Origin of the sequence: Vibrio sp. 10N.247.311.14 (assembly GCF_041467715.1) — a bacterium.
Taxonomy (GTDB): Bacteria; Pseudomonadota; Gammaproteobacteria; order Enterobacterales; family Vibrionaceae; genus Vibrio; species Vibrio crassostreae_C.
In genome coordinates this window covers 53246-73772 of record NZ_JBFSVE010000005.1, presented here as the reverse complement: position 1 = coordinate 73772, position 20527 = coordinate 53246, and the positions used below count along the sequence as shown (strand labels likewise).

General features: G+C 44.2%; 16 protein-coding genes. 10 read left to right on the top strand and 6 right to left on the bottom strand.

Annotated features, from left to right (window positions below; genetic code table 11):
* Window positions 1–123: 123 nt before the first annotated feature.
* From AB6F11_RS03225 to AB6F11_RS03185, 9 genes are all read left to right on the top strand, one after another.
* Window positions 124–516, top strand: coding sequence for a hypothetical protein (locus AB6F11_RS03225; protein ID WP_017060956.1), 393 nt, complete (start codon window positions 124–126; stop codon window positions 514–516).
* A gap of 552 nt (window positions 517–1068) precedes the next feature.
* Complete coding sequence (locus tag AB6F11_RS03220; protein ID WP_017060957.1) at window positions 1069–2163, top strand: TRAP transporter substrate-binding protein; 1095 nt, start codon at window positions 1069–1071, stop codon at window positions 2161–2163.
* Between the two features lie 197 nt (window positions 2164–2360).
* Window positions 2361–2903, top strand: a complete 543-nt coding sequence (locus AB6F11_RS03215) for a TRAP transporter small permease subunit (protein ID WP_017063572.1) — start codon at window positions 2361–2363, stop codon at window positions 2901–2903.
* An 11-nt stretch (window positions 2904–2914) separates the two neighbouring features.
* Window positions 2915–4198, top strand: coding sequence for a TRAP transporter large permease subunit (locus tag AB6F11_RS03210; RefSeq protein ID WP_029235146.1), 1284 nt, complete (start codon window positions 2915–2917; stop codon window positions 4196–4198).
* 104 nt (window positions 4199–4302) lie between these two features.
* Complete coding sequence (locus AB6F11_RS03205) at window positions 4303–5658, top strand: cache domain-containing protein (RefSeq protein ID WP_017072488.1); 1356 nt, start codon at window positions 4303–4305, stop codon at window positions 5656–5658.
* Window positions 5651–6289, top strand: a complete 639-nt coding sequence (locus tag AB6F11_RS03200; RefSeq protein ID WP_017060961.1) for a response regulator transcription factor — start codon at window positions 5651–5653, stop codon at window positions 6287–6289. The genes AB6F11_RS03205 and AB6F11_RS03200 overlap by 8 nt, the downstream gene beginning before the upstream one ends.
* A gap of 158 nt (window positions 6290–6447) precedes the next feature.
* Window positions 6448–8046, top strand: a complete 1599-nt coding sequence (locus tag AB6F11_RS03195; RefSeq protein WP_017066829.1) for a BCCT family transporter — start codon at window positions 6448–6450, stop codon at window positions 8044–8046.
* Window positions 8047–8317: 271 nt separating this feature from the next.
* A complete protein-coding gene (locus AB6F11_RS03190) occupies window positions 8318–9889 on the top strand; it encodes a BCCT family transporter (RefSeq protein WP_017060963.1) in 1572 nt (523 codons plus the stop codon).
* A gap of 323 nt (window positions 9890–10212) precedes the next feature.
* A complete protein-coding gene (locus AB6F11_RS03185; protein ID WP_017070254.1) occupies window positions 10213–12096 on the top strand; it encodes a methyl-accepting chemotaxis protein in 1884 nt (627 codons plus the stop codon).
* Window positions 12097–12167: 71 nt separating this feature from the next.
* On the opposite strand, the gene azu is transcribed toward AB6F11_RS03185, so the two are convergent.
* From azu to trxB, 4 genes are all read right to left on the bottom strand, one after another.
* Complete coding sequence (gene azu, locus AB6F11_RS03180; RefSeq protein WP_017063577.1) at window positions 12168–12620, bottom strand: azurin; 453 nt, start codon at window positions 12618–12620, stop codon at window positions 12168–12170.
* Between the two features lie 274 nt (window positions 12621–12894).
* On the bottom strand, window positions 12895–14616 hold the full coding sequence (cydC, locus tag AB6F11_RS03175) for a heme ABC transporter ATP-binding protein/permease CydC (RefSeq protein ID WP_102393407.1): 1722 nt from the start codon (window positions 14614–14616) through the stop codon (window positions 12895–12897).
* Window positions 14609–16393, bottom strand: coding sequence for a heme ABC transporter permease/ATP-binding protein CydD (cydD, locus tag AB6F11_RS03170; protein WP_102393408.1), 1785 nt, complete (start codon window positions 16391–16393; stop codon window positions 14609–14611). Before cydD ends, cydC begins: the two co-directional genes overlap by 8 nt.
* 161 nt (window positions 16394–16554) lie before the next feature.
* Window positions 16555–17514 (bottom strand): thioredoxin-disulfide reductase, encoded by a 960-nt coding sequence (gene trxB / locus AB6F11_RS03165; RefSeq protein ID WP_102393409.1) that lies wholly within the window; start codon window positions 17512–17514, stop codon window positions 16555–16557.
* Between the two features lie 312 nt (window positions 17515–17826).
* Here trxB and AB6F11_RS03160 point away from each other — a divergent pair, with 312 nt between their 5' ends.
* Window positions 17827–18213 carry a DUF6575 domain-containing protein gene (locus AB6F11_RS03160; RefSeq protein WP_086969598.1) on the top strand — a complete coding sequence of 129 codons (387 nt, stop codon included), beginning with the start codon at window positions 17827–17829 and terminating at the stop codon, window positions 18211–18213.
* 703 nt (window positions 18214–18916) lie between these two features.
* Here AB6F11_RS03160 and AB6F11_RS03155 read toward each other — a convergent pair.
* Together AB6F11_RS03155 and AB6F11_RS03150 are read right to left on the bottom strand one after the other, a co-directional pair.
* Entirely contained in the window at window positions 18917–19675 is a 759-nt protein-coding gene (locus AB6F11_RS03155) for a sensor histidine kinase KdpD (RefSeq protein ID WP_086969602.1), read from the bottom strand.
* Entirely contained in the window at window positions 19675–20313 is a 639-nt protein-coding gene (locus AB6F11_RS03150) for a hypothetical protein (RefSeq protein ID WP_086969604.1), read from the bottom strand. Before AB6F11_RS03150 ends, AB6F11_RS03155 begins: the two co-directional genes overlap by 1 nt.
* Window positions 20314–20527: the final 214 nt, after the last annotated feature.

The window sequence follows — 20527 nt, the reverse complement described above, 5'->3', positions numbered from 1 at the left end:
CAATATCGGTATTTTTCGTCGACTTTCGACGCTTCACTCTACAAATAGCTCCTGTTTTTTGGTATAAATCGCGCTTCAAATTTTCACCACTGCGAAAAGAGCAGTGAACTGGAGAAATATTCAATGAGACTTGCTCATAAGCGTAAGGTGCAGGCTAAACTGCAGAAACGCACTAAAGCGGCTGTAGTTAAAGCAGTGGCAACGCCGAAAAAAGCGAAGCCTGTCGCAGAGAAAGTTGTAGCAGAAAAAACTGTAGCAGCAAAACCAGCGGTAGAGAAAGCAGTAGCAGCAACTAAAGAAGTTGCAGTAGCACTGACTCCTAAGCAACAACAAGTTCTAGACATCGTTGTTAGCAATGCTGAAGGCATTAACCCTAAAGGTATCGGCCTAGAAGCTGGTCAAGAAGACGCGAAAGCAGCTTCATGGGCAACAGGCGCATTGAAAAAACTTCTTGAAGAAAACCTAGTAGCGAAAGAGCAGCTAGCAGGTAACAAGGTTATCTACAAAGCTATCTAATCCTGTGGATTACATTCGCTTCGTTAAGTTTTTAAGCCTCGATTTTCGAGGCTTTTTTGTATCTGGCACATTATGCCAAGTCCGAGCCCAAATCCAAGCCTAAACCTAGGCTCTATAATCTCAATTCCAATTCGATATACGGCTTAACTGATTAGTGTTGTCTCGTGTCAGAGCTTCGAATCAGCAAGCACTAAATTAGGGCGTTAGCTAGGTAGATCAAGAGAGCAAAGCCTTGATTTTTTTCCCTAAAATACAGCAATGAATAGAGCTTCATCACGAAATGGCAATCAATTGTTAAGAGTATTTAATTATTAATACTTAGGTATTTATCAATACGCATTGCCTTGGTGAATATCCAAACTCCTTTGAAATCGACACTATTCAATCATCTCCTACGTAGTTCTACTTAATCCTTTGGTCTAATACGTAACTTTGTTAACGCCATGCGTGCGTGCTCTCCCTGATATCTTGTTGCCTCATCACGGTGCACTCTTATGTTGAATCATAAAAAATGCTCATAGAAAGAGTGTTAACCCAACAAAGGACGTGAACATGAGTCTAATTTCTAACTCCCTCACACGAGTTTTTAAAAACGTTGCAGTAACTGCTGCGGCTTGTTTAGCTTTGGTCGCTACTGGTGCTACAGCCGCTGATAAGGTTTACCGTTTAAAACTTGCGGAAACTTGGGGACCAAACTTCCCAGTTTTCGGTGATGCAACCAAAAACATGGCGGCGATGGCTGAGAAGATGTCGAATGGTCGACTGCAAATCAGAATCGATTCAGCAAACAAACACAAAGCACCTCTTGGCGTTTTTGACATGGTTAAGTCTGGTCAATACGACATGGGTCACTCAGGCTCTTACTACTGGAAAGGTAAAGTTCCAAACACTCTTTACTTCACTTCTATGCCTTTCGGTATGACGCCAGCAGAACAATACGCGTGGTTCTATCACGGTGGTGGTATGGAGTTAATGGAGCAGGTTTACTCTCCACATAACTTGATGTCTTTCCCTGGTGGTAACACGGATATCCAGATGGGGGGTTGGTTTCAAAAAGAGATCAACAGCGTTGAAGATCTACAAGGTCTGAAAATGCGAATCCCGGGCTTTGCAGGCGAGATTCTTGCTGAGCTAGGTGCTAAACCGACGAACATTGCCCCAGGTGAACTTTACACGTCTCTAGAGCGTCGCACGATTGATGCACTAGAGTGGGTAGGTCCATCGCTGGATTTACGAATGGGCTTCCACAAAATCGCGCCTTACTACTACACAGGTTGGCACGAGCCGGGTTCAGAGCTTCAATTCCTAGTGAACAAGCGTACATGGAACAAGCTGCCTGAAGACCTACAAGAAATCTTACGTGTTGCAATGCGTACTGCGGCTTACGACATGTACACACAAGCAACGCACGAAAGTGGTAAGAACTGGGTTTCAATGAAGACAGAATACCCAGATGTACAAGTGAAAGATTTCCCACCAGAGGTTATGTCTGCTCTGAAAGAAGCGAACGATCGCCTACTGGCTGCACATGCTGAGAAAGATGAGCTAGCAAAAGAGATTCAAGCTTCACAAGCAAGCTACCTAGAGCAAGTACGTTCATGGACGGATATTTCACATAGAGCTTATCTAAATAGCCAAGCGAAATAATCGACAGTTGTTGAACTGAATCTAAATGAACCCGAAGCTTTTCTTATTGAGTATTTAAGAGTGAATAAGCCGAGGGTTCATTTAAAACATAATAACTAAGCAGGATAAATCCTGTATTACGCTCAAGAACCTTTTCTACGTCCTACAGCTCGTTACCTCAGCTGCGCGATGTCTTTTCAAATTCCATGGAGTCGGGAATGCGAAGTCTAATTTATATTGAACGCCTGTTTAATCGTATCGGTGACGCACTGGGATGGCTTTCCAGTATGTTGTTTATTTTACTTATCGCCAACGTCGTGTATGACGTTGTCATGAGATATGCCTTCAACGATGTCTCTATCGCCTTCCAAGAGATGGAATGGCACCTTTTCTCCGCCGTTTTCCTACTCGGTGTTCCTTATGCCATCAAGGCTGGTGGCCATGTTCGAGTTGACGTGTTCTATGAGCAACTGAGCTTTAAAGCACAAGCGATTATTGACCTGCTTGGCACGCTTATCTTTCTACTTCCGTTTTGCCTGCTGGTGGCTTGGTTTGGTATCGATGTTGCCAAAGAGAGTTATGAACTGGGTGAAACCTCAGGCGATCCCGGTGGCCTGCCGTATCGCTGGATCATCAAAGCTATGATCCCGCTGTCATTCTTTTTGATGGCACTTAGTGGCGTAGGTTTGATCCTGCATTCACTGAATAAGATTTTTAATCCGCACCTTATCCACGCAAATAATATTCACACAAAGAATTAGTAGAGGCTGACATGATTGGAATAGTAATGTTTTTTGTCGCCTTGTTTGCACTTTTACTTGGCTTCCCAGTAGCGTTTACCTTTGGCGGTATCGCATTAATCTTTGGTGTTTGGGCTGAGGGCATTGAGATGTTTGCCTTCATGCCATATCGAATTCAATCGATCATGGAAAATACGGTGCTGATGGCCGTTCCATTGTTTGTTTTCATGGGGCTTGTTCTACAGAAGACCAAGCTTGCTGAGCAGTTGCTTGAGTCTATGGGCAGATTGTTTGGTGGGGTTCGTGGTGGTATCGCAATTTCGACGGTATTAGTAGGATCATTGCTTGCCGCTTCTACTGGCGTGGTTGGTGCTTCTGTTGTTGCTATGGGACTTATCTCCCTACCTGTAATGCTCAAGTACAATTACGACAAAGGCTTAGCCTGCGGCACTATTTGTGCGTCTGGTACGCTAGGGCAGATCATTCCACCCTCCATCGTATTGATTCTATTGGGTGATGTTCTAGGTGTTCCAGTAGGCGACTTGTTCCAAGCGGCGATTTGGCCGGGCGTGATGCTGGTCGGCGCGTACATCGTTTATATCTTGATATACGCAAAGCTACACCCTGAAGCGGCTCAACCTATTGAACGTGATGACTCCATCAGCCGTAAGCAGGAAGTGTTTAATGCACTGAAAGCGATTCTTCCGCCTCTAGCGTTAATCATTGTTGTACTGGGCTCTATCTTCGCAGGTGTTGCTACGCCAACAGAGTCAGCCGCATTAGGTGGCGCGGGTGCGATGATACTTGCACTGCTTTACGGTCAATTTAGTTGGTCGATGGTGTACGAGGCGTCGAAAGAGACGGTGAAAGTAACGGCGATGGTATTTGCTATCTTGTTGGGTGCAACGGCATTCTCAATGGCGTTTACCTACACTGGTGGCGACTATCTGGTTGAAGAGTGGATGCTACAACTGCCAGGTGAAAAATGGGGCTTCCTGATCATTACCATGCTTGTGATTCTGATTCTGGGTTTCTTCATCGACTTCGTAGAGATCTGTTTCATCATCGTGCCGATCATTGCGCCAGTTGCTGAACTGATGGGCATCAACATGACATGGTTCGCTATCCTTATTGCGATGAACCTACAAACTTCCTTCTTAACGCCGCCATTTGGTTTTAGTTTGTTCTATTTAAAAGGCGTAGCACCGAAAGGCGTGACGACTAAGGACATCTACCGAGGTGTGATGCCGTTCATTCTGATTCAAATCCTCGTACTTGGATCACTTCTCGCTTTCCCATCTTTCTATGGAATGTGAGTGAAGCCAAGAATGTGAATGATATGTTTCAACGGCTATCTATAAATTGCTAAAGTAAAACGGCTTATTGATGTTCAGTAAGCCGTTTTTTGTGAGGGAAAGGAATGCCTCTAAAAGCCAAGCTGATTTTGCTGACGTTGCTCCCGTTGCTGCTGGTAACGGCGAGTATTAGTTGGATCTCGCTGCACCAGACTAAGACGTTAGGCGCTAAAGAAGTCGAGATCTTTAGAGACAGCCTAATCAAGTCGCGTGAAAACGCCCTCAAAGACACGGTTGATCTCGCGTTCGACGCCATAGAACACGTCTATAACGATCCAAATATCCAAGAAGCCCAAGCCAAAAAAAAAGTTCGAACCATATTGTCTAAACTTAGATATGGCTCTGATGGGTACTTCTTCGCATACGATCGCCTCGGGACCAACTTGGTTCATCCAATTCAGCCAGAATTGATAGGCCAAAACCTACTCCAACTGCAAGATGAAGATGGCGATTTTCTGATAGAGGCTCTGTTAAGAGAAGCGCAAACCGGAGGCGGGTTTCACCAGTATTTGTGGCAAAAACCGTCGACGGGTGAGGTGGTGTCTAAGCTGAGCTACGCCGCTTGGTTAGAGCGTTGGGACTGGATGATTGGCACCGGCTTGTATATTGAAGACGTACACCAAGAAGTGGCTTCGATGCAGGCTGCGATAAATAAGAATATTGAAACCACGTTCTTTTCGATTGTGGTGATTTTGAGCGTAACGGTCGCGGTCATCATCGTGCTGACCTTGGCTATTAACATGCATGAACATCGGATTGCTGATAACAACTTAAAGGAGCTGGCGCATAAGACGGTGATGTTCCAAGAAGACGAGAAGAAGCATCTAGCGCGTGAGTTGCATGATGGTATTAACCAGTTATTAGTGTCGAGTCGTTGCCATTTGGAACTGCTCGGTAATAAGCTACAAAATGAAGACCTTAAAGCACATTTGAATAAGTCGCAGCATTCACTGATGCGAGCAATCGAAGAAGTGAGGCACATCTCGCATCAACTTCGTCCAAGTTCGTTGGATGATATTGGTTTAGAGGCGGCATTGTCTTCATTGTTGTTAGATTTTCAGGCGCATTCGGGTATTGAAGTAGAAACCTTGTTTAGCACTCAACAGGGTAAGTTGAAATCTGAGGCTGCGACAACCTTGTATCGAGTGGTGCAAGAGTCGCTGAATAATATCGAGAAACACGCGCAAGCGACCAAAGTAACGGTTATCGCTCAGCAAATTGGTAATGTGTTGCAACTACTGATTCAAGATAACGGTGTCGGTTTCAACACCTATAAAGCGATGGAAAAACGAGGGATCGGGCTGCGTAACATGAGAGAGCGAGTGGAGTTCATCGGTGGTGACTTTGAATTGATGAGTGAGATTGGCCTCGGAACGGAAATTACAGTGTTACTGACACTAGAGGGATTAATGAATGAGTGAAGTTATTCGAGTTGTGATTGCTGACGATCACCAAGTGGTACTGGATGGCTTTATGGCGAGATTGGAACTCGAGCCAGATATTAGCGTGATAGGTACCGCCAGCAATGGACTAGAAGCGGTAGAGGTTGTTAAGTCTTTACGTCCCGATGTGGTGTTGATGGATATCAGCATGCCTATCATGAATGGCATTGATGCCACCCATCTGATTAAAGAAGAAGACCCAGAAGCCAAGGTCCTGATGCTGACCATGCATAACAACCGTGAATACATCATGAAGGTGATGCAGTCGGGTGCTGTCGGTTACATGTTGAAAGAGATTTCGGCTGAAAAAATGGTACAGGCAATCAAAACGGTCAATCAAGGATCGACCTATTTCTGTGAAAAAGTCACGCAGAATTTGTTTACTCAGCCGATTACTCCCACGCCATCTGTCAAGAATCCATTGAGCAGACGTGAAGAGGCTGTGCTGAAATTAGTCGCAAAAGGGGAGAGCAGTAAAGAGGTCGCAAAGGCGCTGAATATCAGCTATCGAACGGTAGAAACCCATAGGCAAAATATTAAGCATAAGCTCGATATTCACTCTACGGCAGAGCTTGCTAAATATGCGGTCAGCTCCGGGCTTGTGGACTGATCTTACGCTAAATAACGTTAAATGTGTAATTTAATTACTAAATGCCTCCTTTATGGAGGTTTTTTTAGTATTTTTGCGACAGGTTGATATTCTTCTTTTCGAAATTTAAGCGCCGAATGCAATGTTGCAAACTGTGCGCTGCAAATTAGAGAGGAAGCATGGAGCCTGTAAAAGATAGGTATAGTATTGAAAATACCGATTATACAGTAGGACAAGATAACGTTCAGAAATGGGGTTTTGATGTTCATAACCCAGTATTTGGAATCAGTGCAGGGGCGATCATTATCTTCCTGTTGGCACTTCTAGTCGCAGACCCTGAAACCGCAAAAGCGGCGCTTGATGGAATCAAATGGAAAGTCATTGGTAACTTCGATGGTTTCTTCATGTGGGCAGCAAACATCTTCGTAATTTTCTGTTTTGCCCTCATTGTCTCCCCGTATGGCAAGATACGTATTGGTGGCAATGATGCCAAAGCAGAGCACTCAAACCTATCTTGGATGTCGATGTTATTCGCCGCAGGAATGGGTATTGGCTTAATGTTCTGGGGTGTTGCTGAGCCAGTAGCTTACTTCACTGGCTGGTATGAAACACCACTAGGTGTTGAAGCTTACTCTCCTGAAGCGGCGAAGTTGGCTCTTGGTGCAACCATCTACAACTGGGGTCTGCACGGTTGGGCGATTTACGCGGTTGTTGCTCTAGCGCTTGCCTTCTTCACCTTCAATAAAGGTTTACCTCTATCAATCCGCTCTATTTTCTACCCTATCTTGGGTGATAGAACTTGGGGTTGGTTTGGTCATATTGTTGATATCGTCGCTGTGCTTGCAACGCTATTTGGCCTTGCAACTTCATTGGGCTTAGGTGCTCAACAAGCAACAAGTGGTATTAACCATGTATTTGGTACCGATGGCGGTATTGGCATGCAGCTGATTGTTATCGCTGTGGTTACTTTCTTAGCGACAATGTCCGTGGTTCGTGGCATCAACGGTGGTGTAAAGCTTCTGAGTAATGTGAACATGCTGGTTGCTTTGGGCTTACTTATCTTCGTTACCATCGCTGGTGGCATGGCGGGTATTAAAGCAATCCCAACCGCGCTAATGGGCTACATTGAAAACTTCATTCCCTTAAGCAATCCTCACGGTCGTGATGACGAAACGTGGATGCAAGGTTGGACGGTATTCTACTGGGCATGGTGGATGTCTTGGTCACCATTCGTAGGCATGTTCATCGCTCGTATCTCTAAAGGTCGAACGATTCGTGAATTCATCGTTGCTGTATTGTTCATCCCAACGACAGTAATCATCATCTGGATGGCTATTTTCGGTGGCATCGCGATTGATCAAGTGGCGAACAAGGTGGGCGAGATTGGTGTGAATGGTCTGCAAGATATTACACTTTCTCTTTTCCATACTTACGATGCTCTGCCAATGAGCTCTGTGCTTTCAGTGGTATCGATTGGTTTGATTATGGTGTTCTTTATCACCTCTTCTGATTCAGGCTCATTGGTTATCGATAGCATTACCTCTGGCGGTAAAGTGGATGCACCGGTTCCACAACGTGTATTTTGGGCGTTGATGGGCGGCGCGATTGCAGCGGTTCTACTATGGGTTGGTGGTACGGAATCTATTCAAGCACTGCAAGCTGGAACGGTATCGATGGCGCTACCATTTGCCTTCATATTATTGCTTATGTGCCTAAGCTTATTGCTAGGTTTACGAACTGAAAATCAATTGGTTAAGCACCAAAATGCTTTGAGTTAAAAGTATTTTTGATAAAAAGGTCGACAGGGTCGACCTTTTTTTCGTCATAAACTTGAGTAATTACGTGAATATTGTTTGAAATTCCATCGAGCCGATTCTAGTTTACTGAAAACAACAAGTTAACCTGCTAAACTTCAGACATCCAAGTATTTGAATTATTGTGACAACAGCTTGTACTACTTGGATCGTAGGTTCGAGTTTGTAATTAAGTCGCAGGTAAGTAAGGAATACGAGGTCAATAGACCCTAATAGAATTCCGTAGAGAGGGATAATGACTAAAGGTATAGATAAATACAGTATCGACAGTACGGATTACACTGTCGGTCAAGATAACGTCCAAAAATGGGGTTTTGATGTTCATAACCCAGTATTTGGTATTAGTGCGGGACTTATCGCTTTGTTCCTGATCGGTGTTCTTATTACAGATACCGCTTCAGCAAAGGCTGCGCTAGATGGCGTTAAAGGCCAGATTATCAATTCGTTTGATTGGCTTTTCATCTGGTCGGGTAATATTTTCGTAATTTTCTGCTTAGGTTTGATTGTTTCTCCGTACGGCAAAATCCGCCTTGGTGGTGTTGATGCGACGGCAGATTACTCATTCTTCTCTTGGCTATCGATGCTGTTTGCCGCAGGTATGGGTATCGGCTTGATGTTCTGGAGTGTGGCAGAGCCAGCGGCTTACTTCACGGGTTGGTTTGAAACTCCGTTAGGTGTTGAACCAAACACACCAGAAGCTGCAAAACTGGCATTGGGCGCAACCATGTATCACTGGGGTCTACACCCTTGGGCGATTTATGGCGTAGTAGCACTGTCACTTGCGTTTTTCTCTTACAACAAGGGATTGCCTCTTTCTATCCGTTCTATCTTTTACCCAATTTTAGGTGATAGAGCTTGGGGCTGGGCAGGTCACATTGTTGATATTCTTGCTGTACTTGCAACGCTATTTGGTCTGGCGACATCGTTAGGTCTTGGTGCACAACAAGCGGCAAGTGGTATTCAGCATGTATTCGGCATTGAAGCGGGCCTAGGTCTGCAAGTTATTGTGATTACAGCGGTGACTTTATTGGCGGTAGTATCAGTACTTCGTGGTATTGATGGTGGCGTTAAAGTTATCAGTAACATCAACATGTTGGTGGCTTTCCTACTGCTTATCTTAGTGGCTCTAATCGGCTACGCGGTGACTTTAGGTTCTATCCCAACGACATTGATGGCATACATTGAAAACATCATTCCGTTGAGTAACCCTCACGGTCGTGAAGATGAAACGTGGATGCACGGTTGGACTGTATTCTACTGGGCTTGGTGGATCTCATGGTCTCCATTCGTAGGTATGTTTATCGCACGTGTTTCTAAAGGTCGTACGGTTCGTGAGTTCATCACAGCAGTACTGATTGTACCGACTACAGTGACTATCATTTGGATGTCAGTATTCGGTGGCATGGCGATTGACCAAATCGTGAATAACGTTGGTATTCTTGGTCAAGACGGCCTAACAGATGTATCACTAGCAATGTTCCAAATGTTTGATGCACTGCCGTTCGGGACTTTGCTTTCAATCATTGCGGTTGTATTGGTTCTAGTATTCTTCATTACATCGTCTGACTCAGGCTCTCTAGTAATCGACAGCATCACCGCGGGTGGTAAAGTTGATACGCCTGTGCCTCAACGTGTGTTCTGGGCGTTCCTAGAAGGTGCGATTGCTGTGGCTCTATTGTGGGTTGGTGGTACTGAAGCAGTACAAGCTCTACAAGCGGGTGCAATCTCTACAGCATTGCCATTCACCATCATTCTATTACTGATGTGTGTGAGCTTGCTAATGGGTATGCGTACAGAAAAACGCTAGGCTTTGTAAGCTGAAATCTACTGCAATTTATACGCAGTAGAGTGGTAAATAATATGAAGGCAGAAGAGGAAACTCTTCTGCCTTTTTTGTTTCTTCTTTACCGTGTTTTCTTGTCTCTTTTTAACATGTGAAGTGCGATAAAAATACTAATAACCGTAGAGATAATGCCGCCTTAAATTTGGCGACAAGCCAAGGAATTGACATTAGGTAAGCTTATGGTTTGCTTAAAATTATATTCCGATATTAAATTATAAAATCGCTCGAATTTAATACTAATATTGGGTAGTATGCGCGAGATTTCCCACCACTCGTGAAACTTTGACATGAAACTAACACTAAAGCAGAAGTTGATAGGCGCTAGCCTATCTGCTGTTGTCGTTATGGCTACAGCGTTGACTTGGTTGTCAGCAAACCAATTATTTGAACAGACTCGTAATGGCGTATACCTACGAGCTGAAAGCGTATCTGAAGCAGCATCTGAAGGTATTAAAAACTGGATTGATATCCGTACTGATATCGCATCAGCATTTAATGACTTTTCACGAGAGGATGATGTTGTTCCTTTCCTTAGACAAGCTCGTGTAGCGGGTGGCTTTGACGATATCTTTTTAGGTACTCCAGAAGGTGGAATGTACCGTTCACATCCTGAACGTAATCGTGCAGATTACGATCCTCGTCAACGTCCTTGGTACCAAGAAGCAAACGCTGCAGGTAAGCAAATCATTACTACGGCTTACCAAGATGCAATCACCAAAGCACTTCTAGTAACGATCGCAGAACCTGTTCGCCACAACGGCCAACTTGTTGGTGTTGTTGGTGCAGACGTACTGATCGACCAGTTGGTTAACGATGTAATCAGCCTTGATGTTGGTGACAACGCTTACGCAATGCTAATTGATGCCTCTGACGGCACATTCCTAGCACACCCAGATTCAGCACTAAGCTTGAAGCCGGTAAGCCAGCTTTCAAACGATATCTCTATGCCTATCATCGAAAACGCAGTGCGTACGGGTAGCATCGAGATCATCAAAGAGCGCGGCGCAGACAAGCTGCTTTACTTCACGAAGGTGCCTAACACTAACTGGATCTTCGCGGTTCAGATGGACAAAGCAACAGAAGAAGCGAACCACTCAACGCTACTTACTCAGCTGATCATCACTGCTGTCGTTATTACGCTCATCGTAATCGTACTCGTGTCTTGGTTAGTAAGCTTCCTATTCCGCGACCTAAACCGCGTTTCAGCAGCACTTGAAGAAATTGCTTCAGGTGAGGGCGATCTTACTCAACGCCTTGAGCCTAAGAGCGACGACGAAATTGGTCAGCTTGCAGCAAACTTCAACCGCTTTGTGGGTAACATGCACACCATGGTGATCAAGCTAAGCGAAGTATCTGCTGCGCTAGGCAACCAAGCACGTCAAACGGCTTCTCAAGCTGAAGAACGTAGTGCTCGTATCCAAATGCAACAAGACGAGATCAACATGGTAGCAACAGCCGTTAACGAAATGGCTGCAGCAACACAAGAGATCGCAGGTAACGCAGACCATACTGCACAGAACTCATCTGAAGCGGTTGGCGCGTGTGAGCACGGTACTGGTCAAGTGACACAGACTCAAAGCTCTATCCAAAACCTGGCTCAAGAAGTTCAAATCGCAACCAACGTGATTCTAGAACTTGAAGAGCACGGCAACAGCATCAACGCTATCTTGTCTAACATTCAAGGTATTGCAGAACAAACAAACCTACTTGCACTTAACGCCGCTATTGAAGCAGCACGTGCCGGTGAGCAAGGTCGTGGTTTCGCAGTAGTAGCGGATGAAGTTCGAGTTCTGAGCCAACGTACACACGGTTCAACGCAAGAAATTCAACAAACGATTGAGTTGCTGCAAGGTACAACAGGCAAGGCGGTTAACATCATGAACGATAGCCGTACTCTTGCTGAAACCAGTGTTGATGACGCGAACTCAGCGGCTGCAAGCCTAACGCAAATCCATGCTGCTGTTGAACGCATCAGCGACATGGCAACACAGATTGCTTCTGCTGCAGAAGAGCAAGCGTCAGTAACGTCTGAGATTACTCGTAACACTGAAGGAATCCGTGACGTATCTAACGAGCTAGCAGACGAAGCACACCAAGCTGCAGAGCAAGCTGCGCAGCTTTCTGAACTGTCTCACGAGCTAGAAAGCGAAATCAGCCGCTTCAAGCTGTAATCGAAGCCAATATAACAAAGCCCCGACCTAGGTTGGGGCTTTGATGTATCTGTACAATCTAGACTAACGAGTTATTTAAACTCAAATTTGCCCTTCATGATTGCCCAGTGGCCCGGGAATGAACATAGGAAAGAGTAGTCGCCACCGGCTGTCATTTTCTCTGTGCTGAAAGTGATTGAGGTTGACTCGCCACCACCGATAACACGAGTGAAGGCGTAAACGCGGCTGTCGTCAGGTTTTACGTAGTTATTGTCGATACCTGCCGACATACCATCGATGCCCACTGCTTGTAGCGACGCAGTGTCTGTTATAACGACGTTGTGACCCATTGATTGGGCTGGCATAGAACCAGTATGGTTTAGCGTCAGCTTCACTTCTTTACAGCTCGCTGGAACGCTTAATGTGTCAGTTGAAAATTTCATTTGATCACTAGCATCAATCGATACTTCACATTCCGAGCTCGCTTGAGCGGTAAAGCTAGCACCTACAAGCGCTATCGTTGTTGCGATTAATCGTAAAGACATACACTGTTCTCCATTATTTTAGGGGGAGGTTATTCCATGAGGTTGATCGATACGTATTATCCTAGAAAGATGATCATAGTAATGTGCTACGACTTGAATTATGTGCAACTCGTTGCTTTATAAATGGTAAGTTTTTGTAGGAAAGGGCAAAACTAATCAGCGCATGAACAACCGTTTAAGGGGGAATGGTTGCTCGATACTAGAATTACAGACAACAAAAAGCCCGAGTATGAACTCGGGCTTTGAATGGTTTTCTTTATAACTTATGAAGGAGCTAGATTGCCTGACGAAGTTGGAAGTAACGTCCTTCTTCGTTTAATAGTGTCTCGTGAGAGCCGTGCTCAACAATCTCGCCTTGTTCAATCAGAACGATCGAATCCATCGATTCCAAACCAATCAAACGGTGTGTAATGAAGATAACCGTCTTGCCTTCGAAGTGCTTCTCGAACAGCGTCATGATGCTTTGCTCTGTTTGCTTATCTAAGCCTTCTGTTGGCTCATCGAGAAGCAGGATAGGGGCATCATGAAGAATCGCACGTGCGATGCCAATACGGCGCTTCTCACCACCAGACAGTTGACGACCACCGTCACCTAACCAGCTATCAAGTGCATTATTCTCAAGCAGTTTTTCTAGGCCAACATCTTTAAGGATATTCGCTAAGTGATCATCGGTCGCTTCTGGTCTTGCAATCAACAAGTTGTCACGCAAAGTACCATTTAGAATGTCGACACGTTGGCTTACCACACTGATTGATTCACGAAGCTGTGATTCATTCCACTGCGTCAGTTCAATGCCCGCGATTGAGATGTAACCCTTCTTAGGATCCCAGTAGCGAGTCAGAAGCTGAATCAGAGTCGATTTACCAGAACCCGTTTGACCCACAATCGCAACCTTGTTCGTTGCAGGGATCGTTAGGTCGACAGCGTTCAGAACACTGCGCTCAGAGTCAGGGTAGTTGAACGTCACGTTTGAGAACGTAATATCCAGTGGCTTGTTGATGTCGAGCTTCTCTTCAGCAAACTGAACTTCAGGCTCAGACAGAATCACTTCGTTCAAGCGACGAGCAGAAGACAGAGTTTGACCTAAATGCTGGAACGCACCTGCAATTGGCATTAATAGTTCAAAACTAGCCATAGTAGCGAACGCCATTAGCGCGATGAACGGGTCTGGTGCATTACCACCCACACCGTCAGCCGCAAGCCAAAGCATAAGAACAAGCGTCAAACCGTTGAACAGCATCAGTGCTGCTGACGCCATACCGGTTAGGTTAGCGTTCACAAACTGATTCGCCATCAGCTTGCGTTGCGTTTCTAGAATCGCATTACGGTAACGCTCTTCAGCACCGAACAGAGTCAGTTCGCTGTAGCCTTCTATCCAATCTAGCGTAGTGACACGAAGATCCGCTTTGTTTTGTGTCAGCTCACCACCGTTACGTTTACCCAGCTTGTAGAACAAGATTGGCCAAACCAACAGCATGATAAGAAGGATAGAACCTAAGATTAAACCTAGTGAGCTATCGAACCACATTAAGAACAGAGTTAGGAAGAAGATCCCGAACACACCCACCGTCACAGGGCTTACTAAGCGCAAGTACACGTGGTCCATGGCGTCGACATCAGCAACCAAACGGTTCAGAAGGTCAGCGTCACGAAGGTTTGAAATACGACCTGGGATCAGCGGAGCCAGCTTCTTGAAGAAGAAGATACGTAAATCAGTTAACAGTTTGAATGTCGCATTGTGGCTCACAACACGTTCACCCCAACGACCCGCAGTACGGCTCATTGCCAAACCACGTACGCCACCACCCGGTAGCATGTAGTTGAAGGTTTCACGTGCAATCGTCAGGCCAGCAACCGCGGAAGCTGAAATAAACCAACCTGATAGCGTTAACAAGCCGATAGAAGCCGACAGAGTAGCAAAAGCCAATAGCATGCCTAGCGATAGGCCAAACCAATGCTTTTTATAGAGTTTCAGGTAAGGCAGTAAATCACGCATCTAAATTACCCTTATTATCTTGTTGAGCTAAGTTCGCGTTAAGCATCTCTTCGAATAAACCACCCGCAGTCGAAAGCTGAGAGTAATGACCTTGTTCAACCAGACCACCATCGCGCATAACCAGAATGTTATCGACCGATTGAAGCGGGGCAAGTTGATGCGTCACAAGTAGGGCAGTGCGGCTTTCGATATTGCTATTGATGCCTTTCATTACCAACTGTTCGCTACGAGTATCTAAGCTGGCAGTGGGTTCATCGAGCAACCAGAACTGACCGTCTTGAATCATTGCGCGAGCCAGAGCTAAACGCTGAGACTGACCCACAGACAGACCGCCAGAGCGATCAGAGATCATATAATCCAAGCCGTGCTCATTTACGAATTCGTTAGCAAAAGACTGCTCAAGTGCATTCGCGACAACTTGGTCAGTGATATCGTGCTTACCAAGGGTGACGTTGTCACGAATTGTGCCATGCAGTAGCAACGGGTTTTGACCAACCCAGCTAATGGTTTTACGCCAAGAGGCTAAGTCTAGGTCACGCAGTTCAATGCCATTGATTTTCAAGCTTCCTTCATAAGGCATGAAACCAAGAATAGCGTTGATCAAACTCGTTTTACCCGCACCACTTGGGCCAACTAACGCAGTCGACTGTCGAGTGTTAAGTGCGAACGAAATAGGACCAACCAATTGAACACCTTCAGGGCTTAACACTTTGAGATCTTGAGCTTCAATATTGATGCCTTGAGCCGGGTCGAGCTGAGTGTCGCCTGATTTAACCTTAGTGATGTCTGTTTCTAGGAACTCGACAATACTTTCCGCTGCGCCAACCGCTTGTTGTTTCGCATGGTAGAAAGTACCTAAATCACGCAGAGGTTGGTAAAACTCTGGCGCCAAGATAAGGATAAACAAACCTGCGAATAGCGTAATGCCAACGCCGTAGTGGCCGAAGTTAAGCTCGCCGATGTAAGTGAAACCAAAGTAAACCGCCGTCATCGCAATCGAGATAGACGTGAAGAACTCAAGTACTGCAGACGACAAGAAAGCGATCTTCAATACATCCATGGTGCGCGTTCTGAACACCTCAGATGCACCTTTCAATACTTCTGTTTCAGCGTTTGTGCGGTCAAATAGACGGATGGTTGTCATTGACTGCAAACGGTCGTAAAAGTGACCAGAAAGACGTTGCAGTGCTTTGAAGTTTTTACGGTTTGCATCGGCTGCTTTCATACCCACAAGTGCCATGAACATTGGTACCAGTGGAGCAGTAATCAAGAAGATCAGTCCTGCTGCCCAGTTTACTGGGAACACCACAACCAAAATAATGAATGGAATCATTACCGACAAAGACATCTGAGGTAAGTAACGAGAGAAGAAGTCTTGCATGTCTTCGACTTGTTCTAGCAACAGGGTTGCCCACGTACCCGCAGGTTTGCCTTTGATATAAGCAGGGCCCAACTCACGTAACTTATCAAGGATCAGTTGCCTGATGTAGACACGGATCTGTTCACCACAGCGATAACCTGCGATCTCACGTCCCCATGTACAGCCAGCACGGCCAACGACCGATAATGCCAAGCCTGCGAAATGACCAACCAGTTCAGATTTATCGACATTTTCGATGATCAGCTGGTGAAGAATAGAGGCGAGAAGAGCTGCTTGAGCAATTAAGAACACGCTTGAAAGTACGCCAAGGCTAATCGCAATCATAAGCCAGCGTTTCGCTAACTTACTCTGTTGCTTAAGCCACTTGTTCAAGCTGCGTTGTTTTTTCTTATCCATTATGAAGGCTTAATGATAATTATTATTTGTTGAGGGCGGCTAGTATACAAAAGAAAGCCCAGTGGATATACCACTGGGCTCTAGGGATTTACAACAAAATGTGATGACGCCCTGCATCTACTGAGGCGAGAGCACCGATAATCAAATCTGCAATCTCAGATTTACTTATCGTTAAGGCCATCTAGGAAGCGTTCAGCATCCAGTGCAGCCATACAACCTGTACCAGCAGAAGTGATTGCTTGGCGGTAGTTGTGGTCCATTACATCACCTGCAGCGAACACGCCTGGGATGCTAGTTTGTGTTGCGTTACCTTCAAGACCAGACTGAACGATGATGTAGTCATCTTTCATATCCACTTGGCCTTTGAAGATTTCAGTGTTTGGTTGGTGACCGATAGCAATGAATGCGCCCATTACTTCGATATCTTCTGTCTTATCAGACTGAGTATCTTTAATACGAACGCCAGTCACGCCCATGTCGTCGCCTATAACTTCGTCTAGCGTGCGATCAGTGTGAAGAACAATGTTGCCGTTCTCTACTTTGTCCATTAAACGCTTCACAAGAATCTTTTCAGCGCGGAACGTGTCACGACGGTGAACTAGATGAACTTCAGACGCGATGTTAGACAGGTAAAGTGCTTCTTCAACCGCCGTGTTACCACCACCAACAACCGCTACTTTCTGGTTGCGGTAGAAGAAACCATCACACGTTGCACAAGCAGAAACGCCGCGGCCTTTGAATGCTTCTTCAGACTCTAGACCTAGGTACTTAGCTGATGCACCTGTTGAGATGATCAACGCATCACACGTGTATTCGCCAGAATCGCCTTTAAGACGGAAAGGGCGGTTAGAAAGGTCGACTTCGTTAATGTGGTCGAACAGGATCTCTGTTTCAAAGCGCTCTGCGTGCTCTTTCATGCGATCCATCAGTGCTGGACCCGTTAAACCTTCCGCATCACCCGGCCAGTTTTCCACTTCTGTTGTGGTTGTAAGCTGACCACCTTGCTGCATACCTGTCACAAGTACTGGGTTTAGGTTTGCACGAGCAGCGTAAACTGCAGCTGTATAGCCAGCAGGGCCAGAACCAAGAATCAATAAATTACAGTGCTTTACGTCGCTCATGAGGACTCCGAAATTGAAATTGTTTTTATTTATAATCGCTTAGGATTGTATGGAAAATATGGAGGCAATAAAAGGTTAAACAAGGGCTGAAGTGTAATTAATCGTTATAGTTTAGAACTTAATGGAGACAAACGTTTTCGTGGCTATAAGATCGGTTAAACCACCGTCTTCCTCGAGGATTCTTATTACCGCCTTTTTGATTTTTAATGGTCATGTCAAAATACGCCAAAGTAACTGTATATAAAAACAGTATTTGATTGTAAGATTGCACGCACGTTTGATAGGTAACGTTAGAAAGATGAGGAACGAGCGATGAACTTACTCCCAACAGGCACACAGTTAGGTAAATTGGAACTACTGGAAGTGTATCAAGACATCATAGGGCCGAAGTGCTTCACGGTTAAGAATGAAAATACCCAAAGGTTTATGGTGTATTGGAGTGGGGACTACGACAACGGCCAATGCATTAAGTGGGCTTACATTCCGGTAACCAAACCATTGCTAGCCAGCTTGTTAAACAAAGAATTGAGCTTTCACGATGCGTTCCACCGATCAGACAAGCTTTACTTAGCGACCATCTACACAAACGAAGTAGGGAAGCCCGCCAAAGTCGATTTATTGAATGATACGAGCAAGCACTTAGTAAACCTGCCGCCCATTGATTTTGAAATCGACCTTGAAGAAGCTTGTATGTTTTAGTGGGTTCAGGGGAGTTACGGGATTTAAACTCAAAATTGGACATAAGCTCGTTAGAGTTTAGTTGAATAGGATTATGACCAAGTTGTTCTATAGACCGTGTTCCCGCAGTCATTACAAATATGTTTTCGTTTACTGTCTCTTTTTCCCCCGACACCCCAATTAATAAATGAATTGCCTCCACATTTAGGGCATATGACTTTACCGTTTTTAGAATTGGTTGCTAAAGCCTCTTCCATTGTAGGTAACTCCTTGTACTGAGTTGTAAGTTTATATTGCTGTAATACATTAATAACAAATATAGCAACTATTAAGAATGCAACACCTATGATTATAATTCCCACATTCATCTTTTATTATCCATATTATTAAATTTGTTAACTAATTGAAAATCAAGACGAAGTATATCATCAACTAAATTGTAGTTCATCAATGTGACCAATCCTTATGATTAAGGGCTTCCTGACTTGATGAGGGACACTTTCGAGTTAGAAAGTGCCACAGGTAAAACTCAGCCTATGTAGCTTCTGGATAGACAGGCCAAGTTGTAAGACCACAATAAACGCTATCAAGGATCGCGTTGTTTGGGATTCAATTAGAGTTAGAAATACGAACATCAACTCAACTATTGAAGTTAGCTAGAGCAATCGCCAAGTCGATGATAAGAGTAAAATAAGAAGGGCAACTGATTAGTGGCCCTTATCTTCTACTCCAATGGGATACTTAAAGACACAGTAAAATTAGAGTGAGGAACTTCATTAATTGTGTAGCTGTACTTATCCGATTGATAGCTTATGTCGATATCATGAAGTTCAGCAATGTAGGCAACGTAATACAGCCCTAAACCTCTGCCCACACAGGCATCAAGGTTAAGTGCATTTCTGCCACGGTAGTGTTTATCTGGAAGCTTTTTCAGTTCGTCAGAACCAACAAATGGTCCTTCAGAAGATATGTCGATCTTCACACAATCATCGTAATATTCAAAGTTTACATCTACCGCTGTTCTTTCAGGTGCATACTTAACGGCATTGTCTAAAAGTAAATAAGGCAAAATGTCTATTATTGAATATGCTTCAATAACTCTTAAATCTTTGACATCAGAATGAATATTTAACTTTACCTTCTTTTTTCTAGACATTGAATCAAGCATTTTTTTAGCTTTATCAAACTTGCCATAAATACTAACGCGTTGAATAGGTAAATGTTCGATCGCACTGGGGTTCAGCTCTACATCAATAAAGTCAATTCTAGTAGTAAATAGCTGAGACAAATTTGCGATATTTTCGGCAAGGTTTCTTACTTTATCAGCTTGTTGGGGCTTCATATCAAGTTTGCGATTTTCACCGACCTTGGACGCTTGTAAGTCCATAGATAGTTGTTCAGCAAAATTTTTTAATTGTTGGTTAAAATAACGCAGTTCATGCATTGACTCTAACACTAGATCGTTATGTTGGTTTTTTTCCATTAGAAAATGATTCCTGAAATGAAATTGATAAGTAACCCTTTGACCATGTCGTTAGCGTGATTAATCGTTTTGTTTTTTTCTAACTTCGTTTTGTCTTTGTTAATCATTGCGGCGATAAAAGCTTGTTCTATTTTCCAAACATCATACATATCGACATTATGAGTATTAAGCAGGTTGTCTCTTAGTCTTAACCAACGAAGCCTGTTAGAGCGCATTGTATTTACTGCTGTATCGATAGAGTCGAGTACTTTGTCCAAATCAATATCGCGTATTATCTTGTCATCGGCTACCCCGATAACTTTGGCTACACTAATTTTGTAAACGGCTGAGGACATGGCGATAATATATTTTTCGGGGTACAATTTTCTTGCTTCTTTTATGATATAAGCGCCCTCTAGTTTAGAACCAAAGCTTTTACCAACTCCTTTAATATCACACACAATTACTGAGTATGCTTTTAGCATGTCAAAGTCTTCGATATCTTTGTAATGCTGGACATTATAACCACTACGACGAAGACTATCTAAATAGGGAACTTCCATATCATCAATAATCGCGATTTTTATGCTGTTTCTATCAATCAACAAATCGTTTTCTTGCTTGTTTAACTGTTCGAGATAATAGCGTTTTCCAAACATATATGCAGCTCATTGAATTAAGTTGGTAGATACTGCAGTTAATACCGATAAAGATCAAATACTTAAGTGGATATTTGAGGGGTTAGACAAAAAGACACCTGAACAGAAACATAATGAAAACAAACTCATATCAATTTCAGAATAATTTGAGCTTATTTAGATGTAAACAATCAAACTTTTGTAGCTATGTCGAATTTACTTTGTGATACAACAC